General features: G+C 41.4%; 10 protein-coding genes. 8 read left to right on the top strand and 2 right to left on the bottom strand.

Features of this window, described 5'->3' with window-relative positions:
* Positions 1 to 402 precede the first annotated feature (402 nt).
* From V7K36_RS02650 to arsS, 6 genes are all read left to right on the top strand, one after another.
* Positions 403 to 2,985 (top strand): GAF domain-containing protein, encoded by a 2,583-nt coding sequence (locus tag V7K36_RS02650; protein ID WP_335112939.1) that lies wholly within the window; start codon positions 403 to 405, stop codon positions 2,983 to 2,985.
* 468 nt (positions 2,986 to 3,453) lie between these two features.
* Positions 3,454 to 3,741, top strand: a complete 288-nt coding sequence (locus V7K36_RS02645; RefSeq protein ID WP_335112937.1) for a Mo-dependent nitrogenase C-terminal domain-containing protein — start codon at positions 3,454 to 3,456, stop codon at positions 3,739 to 3,741.
* A gap of 193 nt (positions 3,742 to 3,934) precedes the next feature.
* On the top strand, positions 3,935 to 4,609 hold the full coding sequence (locus V7K36_RS02640; protein WP_335112935.1) for a response regulator transcription factor: 675 nt from the start codon (positions 3,935 to 3,937) through the stop codon (positions 4,607 to 4,609).
* 228 nt (positions 4,610 to 4,837) lie between these two features.
* Positions 4,838 to 5,806 carry an arsenosugar biosynthesis arsenite methyltransferase ArsM gene (gene arsM / locus V7K36_RS02635; protein WP_335112933.1) on the top strand — a complete coding sequence of 323 codons (969 nt, stop codon included), beginning with the start codon at positions 4,838 to 4,840 and terminating at the stop codon, positions 5,804 to 5,806.
* 407 nt (positions 5,807 to 6,213) lie between these two features.
* Positions 6,214 to 7,182 carry an inorganic phosphate transporter gene (locus tag V7K36_RS02630; RefSeq protein WP_335112931.1) on the top strand — a complete coding sequence of 323 codons (969 nt, stop codon included), beginning with the start codon at positions 6,214 to 6,216 and terminating at the stop codon, positions 7,180 to 7,182.
* A 34-nt stretch (positions 7,183 to 7,216) separates the two neighbouring features.
* Complete coding sequence (arsS, locus tag V7K36_RS02625; RefSeq protein ID WP_335112929.1) at positions 7,217 to 8,224, top strand: arsenosugar biosynthesis radical SAM (seleno)protein ArsS; 1,008 nt, start codon at positions 7,217 to 7,219, stop codon at positions 8,222 to 8,224.
* Positions 8,225 to 8,717: 493 nt separating this feature from the next.
* On the opposite strand, the gene V7K36_RS02620 is transcribed toward arsS, so the two are convergent.
* Positions 8,718 to 9,155, bottom strand: coding sequence for a hypothetical protein (locus tag V7K36_RS02620; protein WP_335112927.1), 438 nt, complete (start codon positions 9,153 to 9,155; stop codon positions 8,718 to 8,720).
* A 128-nt stretch (positions 9,156 to 9,283) separates the two neighbouring features.
* Complete coding sequence (locus V7K36_RS02615; protein ID WP_335112925.1) at positions 9,284 to 9,553, bottom strand: hypothetical protein; 270 nt, start codon at positions 9,551 to 9,553, stop codon at positions 9,284 to 9,286.
* A gap of 130 nt (positions 9,554 to 9,683) precedes the next feature.
* On the opposite strand from V7K36_RS02615, the gene V7K36_RS02610 reads away from it, so the two are divergent.
* The gene (locus V7K36_RS02610) at positions 9,684 to 10,082 is read left to right on the top strand and encodes a DUF433 domain-containing protein (RefSeq protein WP_335112923.1); all 399 of its coding nucleotides are present in this window, start codon (positions 9,684 to 9,686) and stop codon (positions 10,080 to 10,082) included.
* Between the two features lie 72 nt (positions 10,083 to 10,154).
* Positions 10,155 to 10,427 (top strand): DUF5615 family PIN-like protein, encoded by a 273-nt coding sequence (locus tag V7K36_RS02605; protein WP_335112921.1) that lies wholly within the window; start codon positions 10,155 to 10,157, stop codon positions 10,425 to 10,427.
* Positions 10,428 to 10,749 lie beyond the last annotated feature (322 nt).

Here is a 10,749-nt window from a genome sequence, read left to right as displayed (position 1 = left end):
TCGGGAATCCAAAACGCCTATGCAGACGGTTATGCCTATGTTGAGATATCTCAGTCTAGGTCAAAGTCGAAAACCCGTAAGGGAGCAACTAGGAAGACCTTGAAGTAATTTTTGGAAGCCCCGTACCTTTAGGTCGGGGTAATGTCACAAAACCGCAACACCTGATGAGAAAATTAAGATATTCAAACAAAGCGATCGCTATTTGATTGTTAACAAGCCCGTTAATCAGACCTGATTTTTTTGAGGTCAAAGGCAACAAAAGCTTTATGGGGCATAACGGAGAACGTTAGTTAGAGCCTCAAAAGACTTCTGAAAGCCAGACATTGTTCAATAAGTTTTGTGTAGAATTTGGTGGTGAGGTTATTTACTTGATTCTCAATTGCAGCAATCGAGGTTTCATTTATGAATCAGTCTTATTCTCAAAACCAAGCAAGGCGAAATCGTCAACAAAGGCTGTGGCAACAAAAATGGAGTTTAAAGACTAAAGCAATAGTTTGGGCACTCAGCATCAGTGTCCTTCCTGTGGTTGCAATTGGAACAGCTACTTACTTCTATGGGATTAATTTAATTACCAAACAAATTCCGCAAGTAAGACTTGAGAGTGCAAAAAGCTCAACAGAAACTGAACTTGCTCTACAGAGCCAACTGTCAGTCTTGTTAAATGGTATGGGGGTAACAGCAATTTTAGCAGGTGCGATCGCGGTTTTTGTGGCAAATCGAGCTATTAGTCGAGTCAGCAAGGCTGCGGCAATTTCTAATAGTATCAAAAATCAGCTACGTCCAGACAGTGAATTTACTCAAGTTTTCATCGCTAGCGAAGATGAATTAGTGATGTTAGAGAGAAACATCAACTTATTCACAGAGTTGCTTTCAGTTTTGGTACAGGAGAAAGAAGCCGAAGCTGATTACTCCCAACTATTGATAAAAATTACCCGATGGGTTCGAGAATCATTCAACAAAGAAGATGTTCTCAAAACTACCTCAGAAGAAATTCGTAAAGCTTTAAGCATTGATCGCGTAACCATCTTTTGCTTCAACTCCAACTCGAATGGAACCTTTATCGCCGAATCAGTAGCACCTGGTTTACCGAAAATATTAGGGGTTACAGTCTCTGACCCTGGATTCGAGGCAGAGTATATAGAAAAATACCAGAATGGTTGCACCCGTGCTATTGATAATATCCATCAAACCGATCTTAGTGATGGTGATATTGAGTTGCTGGAGCAATTTGCTGTCAAATCTAATTTAGTAGCACCGATTCTCAAAGGCAAACAGCTATTTGGTTTATTGATTGCCCATCAGTGTTCTAGACTTCGCTTTTGGCAGCAGTCTGAGATTGATTTGTTCGCTCAGATAGCCATGCAAGTAGGATTTGCCCTTGACTACGCCAAGCTTCTAGAACAGGTAGATACGAAGGCAGATAAAGCTCAGGTATTTATAGAAATTACCCACAGCATTCGCCAATCGCTCAACGAAGAGGATGTCATCAAAACGACCGTGGAAGAGGTTCGTAAAATACTGAGTACTGATCGAGTGCTGGTTTATAGCTTTAGCGCTAATTGGTCTGGAATTATAATTGCCGAATCAGTGGTTCCAGGTTATCCCAAAGTTTTGCGATCCGAAATTCGAGACCCATGCTTCGGTCAGGGTTATGTAGAAAAGTATCAGTCTGGTCGCGTTCAAGCTACAAACAACATTTACCAAGCCGATTTGGCTGATTGTCACATTAGCCTGCTCGAATCTTTTGCTGTGAAAGCAAATTTGGTCGCACCCATCATCAAAGATCAACAGCTATTTGGCTTATTAATTGCACATCAATGCTCCAGACCGCGTGATTGGCAACAGCCTGAGATTGATTTATTTGCTCAGATAGCAATGCAAGTGGGATTTGCTCTCGACCATGCAAGGCTACTGCAACGAATCGATGCTGAAGGTGTGCAAAGTCGGTTGCTGGCGGATACTATCGGCAGCATTCGCCAATCGCTCAACGAAGAGGATGTCCTCAAAATCACTGTAGAAGAGGTTCGGAAAGTACTGAGTACTGACCGAGTGATGGTTTATAGCTTTAACGCCAATTGGTCTGGAATTGTGATTGCCGAATCAGTTGTTCTCACCTACCCAAAAATTTTACAAGCTGAAATCCAAGACCCATGTTTTGGTCAAGGCTATGTAGAAGAATATCAGTCTGGTCGCGTTCTAGCAATAAACAACATTTATGAAGTCGGTTTGGCTGATTGTCACATTAGCTTACTCGAATCTTTTGCTGTCAAAGCAAATTTAGTAGCCCCCATTATTAAAGATGAACAGCTATTTGGCTTATTAATTGCACATCAATGCTCCAAACCCCGTAATTGGCAACAATCTGAAATTGATTTATTTGGCCAGATAGCGATGCAAGTGGGATTTGCTCTCGACCATGCAAGGCTGCTGCAACGAATCGAAGCTGAAGGTATGCGAAGTCAGTTACTAGTGGATATTATCCGCAAGATTCGCCAATCGCTTAACGAAGAGGATGTCATCAAAATCACTGTGGAAGAAGTTCGCAAAGCACTGAGTACTGACCGAGTTCTGGTTTATAGCTTTTACGCTAATTGGTTTGGAATTATAATTGCCGAATCAGTGGTTCCAGGTTATCCCAAAGTTTTGCGGTCTAAAATCCACGACCCCTGTTTCACTCAAGGCTATGTAGAAAAGTACCAGTCTGGCCGCGTTGTCGCAATCAACAACATTTATAAGTCGGGTTTGGCTGATTGTCACATTAACTTGCTCGAATCCTTTGCTGTGAAAGCAAATTTAGTCGCACCAATTATCAAAGATGAGCAGCTATTTGGTTTGTTAATTGCACATCAGTGTTCTGAACCCCGTGATTGGCAACAGCCTGAGATTGATTTATTTACCCAGATAGCGATGCAAGTAGGATTTACTCTCGATCATGCTAGGCTGCTACAAGCGTATCAAGTTGCTGAAGCTAACTCTGGTAAATAGTTTTATGGGGGAGTATGTGGCAAAAAGTACCGCCGTTACCAGCGATGCTCAACGAACGCCTCATCGTTCTAAATGCACCTCATTGCGCCAGAGCTGCAAGTCAAGAGGCAGCAGCCCCCACAATTAGGCATTAAGAGTCAGAGAGAGACTGGGAACCAGACACGAGACAATCTCTAAAAGTTTGCTCTAGACAAGCTTTCACCTTAAGTTGACACCAATGGATTGACTCGAATCCCTACGAAAATGCAGTTTGGCACAAAAGATATGTTCGCCTTGACAAATTATCGGTAACTATAGCAATTAAATGTGTAGTTAAGTTAACAGTGTGCCTAGAGACTCATTCTATCTCTGTAGAGAACCAAAAAATGAGCAATCAGTGCATAAAACTATAGAATCTAACCGTATGTATTTATAGAGGTTCAAATACAAGAAACTCAATCTAGTTAGAAATTATCAAGGTAAACAATTATGACAAGCTTTATTCAAGTCCCCTTACACAATGATCTACTGCACCCAGTCCGCGAGTGGTTGGAAACGATAAAAATTCATAACTCTAAATTGGCTCATTTCCTGTGCAAAGCTATTCCTGCTCAGTGTCCCTTTGAGCGAGACATCACGCTGTTTGGTAGAAAGCTATTTCACATTCCTCCGATGTGTAAATTAAATCCCCTATACGAGGAAGTGGTTGGTTTGCGTTTTAAAGCGCTTTGTTATCTTGCCGATGAATGCGGTGAAGATGTCACAGCCTATTGCTAATAGCCAGTTGGATCGTTCTTTGATCAACCAGCGATCGGTAATTGCAGACTTACGGTTGTTACTTATTCAGGGTTTATACTAAGCTAACATACACCTAATTAGATGTTTGGCTATTCAGTAGCTGGCACCTCGCTAAAGTGTTTCCAGACCGTATTGTTGCTTACCATATCCTGCTGAAATCATTAACATCATCATGACGCACATCTTACTGGTTGAAGATGAAGTCAAACTGGCACGATTTGTCGAATTAGAATTGAATTATCAAGGCTATCAAGTCAGTATTGCCTACGATGGATTAACTGCCCTCACCGCAGCGCGTGAGTTACATCTAGATTTAGTAATTTTAAACTGGATGTTGCCAGGTTTGTCGGGATTGGAAATTTGCCGCCGCCTGCGAAGTATTGGTGATAAAGTGCCGATAATCTTATTAACCGTCAAAGATGAAGTGAGCGATCGCATTGTAGGCTTAGACGCTGGTGCTGATGATTACCTCGTTAAACCCTTCAGCATTGATGAATTATTAGCCAGAGTCGGCGTTCACCTGCGAAGAAGCCAGCAAGCAGATGGCGCAGATGTTTTAGAATTTGAAGACCTGAGTTTAAATCGTCGCACGCGCCAAGTATACCGAGATCATCGGTTAATTGAGTTAACTGCTAAAGAATTTGATTTACTAGAATATTTATTGGCCAATCCGCGACAGGTAATTACCTGCGATCGCATTTTAGAGGAAGTCTGGGGTTACAACTTGATGGGCGATGCCAACATCATTGAAGCTTACATTCACTACCTGCGCCTGAAACTTGAAGCCAATAACGAAAAATGCCTCATTCAAACTGTGAGCGGTGTTGGTTATACATTGCGTGATTGAATTTGGGCATTGGGCATTGGGCATTGGGCATTGGGCATTGGGCATTGGGCATTGAGCATTAGGGAAAGACCCTGCCCCCCTTCTAGTGTCAAATAACGCTAAAACACCAAATTTTTATGTTTTATGAAGATTTGGGGTTTTTGGCAATCTCAGCCAAAACTCATCCAACTCAGAGCTTTAATTATACTAGGATGCACAAAACTATGATTATCTAAAATCTAAAATGGCATGACCTATCTAGAAACAGCAGCGCAATTCTACCGTGAAGTTGCCCAAACACCGCAAGTTGGACTTTGTTGTGTGCAAAGTACACCCCTGCAACTACCAGGATTGAAAATTCCTTTGCTAATGCAGCAAATGAACTATGGTTGTGGCACCACTGTTCACCCCACAGAACTAGGAAAGCAACCGACTGTGCTGTATGTCGGTGTTGGCGGCGGCTTAGAAGCGTTGCAATTCGCTTATTTTTCTCGCTATGCAAGTGCTGTAATTGCCGTTGAACCAGTTGCAGCCATGCGGGAAGCCGCCGCACGCAATTTGAAAATTGCTGCTCAAGAAAATTCCTGGTTTGACACCAGCTTTGTAGAAATCCGTGAAGGGGATGCTTTTAACTTAGCCGTTGCTGATGCTAGCGTCGATATCGTGGCGCAAAATTGTCTTTTCAACATCTTTGAACCAGAAGATTTAACCCGTGCTTTAAAAGAAGCCTATCGGGTATTAAAACCAGGCGGACGCTTGCAGATGAGCGATCCAATTGCCACTAGTCAAATTCCAGCACATCTTCAACAAGATGAACGACTGAGAGCCATGTGTTTATCAGGCGCACTCACATATCAAGAGTATACTGAACGGATCACAAATGCTGGCTTTGGTCAAGTTGAAATTCGCGCCCGTCGTCCTTATCGTCTCCTAGATAGCCAAACTTATAATTTAGAAGAACACCTACTTTTAGAAAGCCTGGATTCTGTCTCGTTTAAAGTTGCTATTCCAGAAGATGGTGCTTGCATTTTCACTGGTAAAACAGCAATTTATGCTGGTTTGGAACCCTTCTTTGACGATTCAGCAGGTCATCTACTTCAGCGAGGTATTCCCGCAGCAGTGTGTGATAAGACTGCTGCTAAACTTGCTGCTATCAAGCCAGCAGAAATAATTGTTACCAATTCAACCTGGCACTATAGCGGTGGTGGTTGCTGTTAATTTCTTAAGAAAGAATTCAGGTGTCAGGAGGAGGTAGTGCGGTCTTGGGATCTCCTCAAGTAGAGCAACTACCGTTCATAATTCAGAATAATTTTGTGCGACTGGGAATGAATGCACAATTTGAATATTTCACTAATTGCATTCTTAATACTGGATTCTGGATTCTTACCGAAGAAGAATAAAGGCGCCAGTCGCCAGAATTCAGAATTGAATTCTGAACGAAAAAGTGGATGAATCGTGCATCTTCTGCGCCCGATTTCAGTCGTGCAGGAGAAGAAAAGTATTCCTTGCTTGAAACCCCTGACTTGACTGCTGGGGTATTCTGACCGGAGCTTTCGCCCTGCTCCGGCTCCGCTCCTGAATTCTGACTTCTGACTCCTTTTCATTTCTTCTCTATTAACCCCAAAATGTTGTTAATTAGTCTATTTATCGCTACGCTTTTTTTAGCATACTCCAATGGTGCAAATGACAATTTTCAAGGTGTAGCAACGCTGTTTGGTAGCCGAACAAGCAGCTATCAAACAGTGATTTTGTGGGCAACTTTTACAACTTTTGCTGGTGCAGTAACTGCAACTTTTTTGGCAAGTACACTAATTAAAAACTTCTCTGGAAAAGGACTAGTACCTGATGCGATCGCTAACACCCCACAGTTTCATATAGCAGTAGCGAGCGCGGCTGGTTTAACTGTGCTTATAGCCGCCCTCATGGGGTTTCCCATTTCCACAACTCACAGTTTAACAGGTGCTATTGTTGGTGCTGGATTAGTTGCGATCGGACTCAAAGTTAATTTTGCAGCTTTGGGAACTTCCTTTATTTTGCCTCTATTACTCAGTCCAATTATTGCTATTCTCTTGGGAGCAGGAATTTACAGTTTATCTAGCTATATCAATTCAAAATGGCATCTACCAGTCAATCAGAAAATGATTGATAATTGCCATTTTATCAGCGCCGGAATTATCAGTTTTGCTAGAGGATTAAATGACACTCCCAAGATTGTTTCACTCATTTTGATTATTGAGTATTTTTCGATTCAGGGAGGAATGATTACGATAGCGATCGCAATGGCACTTGGCGGTTTAATCAACTCCCAAAAAGTTGCTGTTACCATGAGTACAAAAATTACTTCAATGAATCATACTCAAGGCTTATCAGCAAATATAGTAACTGGATTTCTGGTCATTGCAGCTAGTCGGTTTGGGCTTCCAGTTTCCACCACTTATGTTTCAGTTGGTTCTATTTTTGGAGTAGGATTAATTGGTAAAAAAACTAATATGCGTGTTTGTTATCAGATACTACTATCGTGGATTTTAACCTTACCTACTGCTGCAATTATTAGTGGAATAACCTACAGATTATTGCAAGGTTATAAAATTTGAATATATTTATACCCTCTTTAAGGAGTAGTAACTAATGCAAACTAAATCAATAATTACACTAGATACAGCAGTCACACCGTTTAAAAACAAACTCAGTTCACCTTTGACAAAAAAAGGAATTACTGTTTTACAAATAAATCTAGGTAAGCGTTGTAACCTTGCCTGTACACACTGTCATGTCGAAGCTAGTCCAAAACGTACAGAAGAACTTTCTCCTGAAATTTGCGAACAATTGATTTCGCTAATCCATAAATTTCCCGAAATTAAAATTGTGGATTTGACTGGTGGCGCACCAGAAATGAATTATGGATTTAAGCCACTGCTAGAAGCAGCAAGAGCAACTGGTAAACAAGTGATTGTCCGTTCTAATTTGACCATTTATTTTGAAGATGGATTTGCTGATTTACCAGAATACTTTGCTAAACACCAAGTAAGAGTTGTGGCTTCCCTACCCTGCTACTTAGCAGATAATGTTGATAAAATGCGCGGTGCTGGTGTTTTTGATAGTTCAGTCAAAGCTTTGCAATGGCTTAACCAACTAGGCTATGCTAAAGAGCCAAATTTAACTTTGGACTTGGTATTTAATCCCCAGTTACCCACAGGTGAAAAATTTTCCTTAGCTCCCGAACAGACCAACCTAGAACGAGATTACAAAATGTTCTTGCAAGAACATTTTAATATTGTGTTTAACAACCTCTTCACCATTACCAACCTCCCTGTTGGTAGAACCAAAATGTATTTAGAACGGAAAAAACTGTACACCAGCTATTTGCAGTTTTTAGAGTCGCATTTTAATCCCAGCACAGTTGAACATTTAATGTGTCGTGATGAACTTTCAATTGACTATCTAGGCAATGTATATGATTGTGATTTTAACCAAATGATGAATTTGCCTGCGAAAAATCACAATGGTGAAAACTTGACAGTTAGCAAACTCTTAGAAGCTGGCAGTTTAGACCTGATTAGTGAGATACAAACTGCTGCTTATTGCTATGGTTGCACTGCTGGGTGTGGTTCTAGTTGTGGTGGTGCTTTGCTCTAAGGTTGTTAAAAAAAGTCTGTTACCAAAATTGTTACGAGTGCGTTGTTGTTGGGCTGTTACTTTATGATCATATATAGTTAAACTCCTCACACCACACCGAAAGCCGTGAAACATAATGTTTCGCGGTTTTTTCCTTTTCTGTTGTACGGTGACAACTCACAGCATCAATGCTAAGTTGATTGCCGCTTATAGCGCTTCTCGAATGGAAGCAATACACTTTGACCTCACTTCCATTCCTCTCTCCTAAAAGGAGAGAGGCTTTGAATATTACTCCCCTTCCCGACAAGGGAAGGGGCTGGGGGTTAGGTCTGTATTCCATGCAATTGAGAACCGCTATATCTCAATCTCATCCGCCACAGTAACCAAGATATAGCTGATCGCTTAATTTTCTCAATTAGACTGAGATAGATTTACTAAATAATTCACTAAATCACTCTGACTGTTTACTGTTGACTGATTTAATAGCCCTACTCCCATTTTCAAGTCAGGTGGATTATTGCAGCAAAAGAGTTGTGCCATTACCGTTAGTTGACCCATTGGCAATTGCAGCTTGAGTAGGTTCAGTGGCAAGAAGCGCTACAAGTGGAGTAACTTTTGAACTAGATTGTTTACTTCGTTTTCGATTAGAGCCGCCAGCCTTGGAATACTCTATAGTCTTTCTGCCGTAGACAGTTGCAACTCCACTTAGCATTCGTTCAGACATTTCGGAGAGGGCTTTATCCATCTGGGTGATTGTTTTACGCGATTCTTCCAGATTGGACACTAGCGTATTATGAGTTTCTAGTACAGTACGGGTAGTGTTGATTAGGTGGTTGTAGGCTTCAATGGTTAACCCATGTCCTAAATCCAGACTTTCATCAATGGATTTAAGCAAGGCGAGACGAAGTTGGGCTTTGTCAACAGCAGCAGAACCACGAGTTCTTAAAGACATGAGATATCCTTTTTTAATAATTCCTTTTTCAACATAGTGGAATATCCTTTTGCCTGAGATGGGTAGTTTTGTGGATTTATTTCATTAAAAGTTCAACGAAATAATTACGACTTTGCCTGTATTTTTACTCATTTTTCATATCGATTTGTTGTTTGAGAATAAGTACAATCAGCAACAGTAATCACAAAATCAATAAATGCGAACCCCGAAATAACAAATGCGTTGGCGTAGCCCAACCCAGGCATCGCAAAATCTATAAACGCGATTACCGAAATCACAAACACGAACGCCAAAATAACAAATATAAACGCCAAATCAATAAATGCGCTCGCAAAATCTATAATTGCGTTGGCGTAGTCCAACTCAGGCATCGCTAAAATTACAATTGCATTCTCCAAATCGATAAATGCGTTGGAGTAGCCCAACCCAGGCATCGCCTAAATCACAAACGATAAATTGAAACTGCTACGGGGCGCTCGCTTAGAATAAAGCAAGTAATGAAAAAGTCAATTCATTGAGCTTCAGCAAATGCCTTCCTACTTGGTCAATTTACCTGTTCAACTACAGCAAGAGATAGAGAAATGGGCAACTAGCCAAGGAATTTCCCTCGATCAATTTATTTTGTGGGCAGTAGCAGAAAAAGTTGCCTCCCTTCGCCATCAACTGAACGACCCCTCCTTTCCCTTGATTAGCTATCGCATTGGAAGCAGTGGCCAAAAAGTTCCCGTTGTTAGTGGTACAGGAATTCGAGTGCAAACTCTAGCGATTGCTGCTCATCAGTGGGGCTGGTCTTGCGAGCAAATTGTCCAACAGTATGGTATTACTGAAGCTCAGATCAATGACGCACTGGGTTTTTACACTGCCCATCGTACTGAGATTGATGAAGCGATCGCTACAGAACAAGCGATTGAAACTGCTCGTGTCTAAACTCCTGCTGCATTTAGATGCAGACACCTCCATTAAAGCATTGCATACGGCTCTAGTTGCTCGTGGTCATGTGTGACTCGCACTCCCAATGAATGGATGCCAGAAGATGCTAGCGATGAAATGCAACTGTTGAAAGCCACAGATAACGGACGGTGTATTTTTACCTTCAACATCAAAGATTTCTTGTCCTTGGTTATTCAGTATCCGCAGCACAGAGGCATTATTCTAGCGGCACAAAATAGTTGGAATTTGTCTGACCTCATTCAAGCATTGGATCGCTTGCTATCAGGAACTCAAGCAGAAGACTGGCCTGAGCAAATACGTTGGTTAAATCAATGGCGATGAGAATAGCATGTTAATTGAAAAACAGAACTTTGCGCTTGCTAAAATCGCAATTGCAGTCACAAAATCGATAAATGCGTTGGCCTAGCCCAACCCAGGCATCGCCGAAATCACAATTGCGAACGCCAAATCTATAATATGCGATCGCCGAAATCACAAATGTGTTGGCGTAGCCCGCCGTGTTTGGCAATGCAACTAGGGGAAGCGTTGAATCTAGATAATAAAGTGATTTGCAATCTCTCAGTGAGGAGGAGATACAGACATATTAAGCTGTTGCGCCTACAATTTGCATATAATAGAGAAGAATATAACTTTAGTTACAAGG

The organism is Nostoc sp., from assembly GCF_036919555.1.
Lineage (GTDB): Bacteria > Cyanobacteriota > Cyanobacteriia > Cyanobacteriales > Nostocaceae > Nostoc.
Note: the sequence above shows the minus strand (reverse complement) of the source record. Positions and strands in the feature narration are given on the sequence as shown.

Coding starts and splice junctions, on each gene's coding strand:
- V7K36_RS02650 (WP_335112939.1), top strand. CDS start 403: ATGAATCAGTCTTATTCTCAAAACCAAGCAAGGCGAAATCGTCAACAA.
- V7K36_RS02645 (WP_335112937.1), top strand. CDS start 3,454: ATGACAAGCTTTATTCAAGTCCCCTTACACAATGATCTACTGCACCCA.
- V7K36_RS02640 (WP_335112935.1), top strand. CDS start 3,935: ATGACGCACATCTTACTGGTTGAAGATGAAGTCAAACTGGCACGATTT.
- arsM (WP_335112933.1), top strand. CDS start 4,838: ATGACCTATCTAGAAACAGCAGCGCAATTCTACCGTGAAGTTGCCCAA.
- V7K36_RS02630 (WP_335112931.1), top strand. CDS start 6,214: ATGTTGTTAATTAGTCTATTTATCGCTACGCTTTTTTTAGCATACTCC.
- arsS (WP_335112929.1), top strand. CDS start 7,217: ATGCAAACTAAATCAATAATTACACTAGATACAGCAGTCACACCGTTT.
- V7K36_RS02620 (WP_335112927.1), bottom strand. CDS start 9,155: ATGTCTTTAAGAACTCGTGGTTCTGCTGCTGTTGACAAAGCCCAACTT.
- V7K36_RS02610 (WP_335112923.1), top strand. CDS start 9,684: ATGCCTTCCTACTTGGTCAATTTACCTGTTCAACTACAGCAAGAGATA.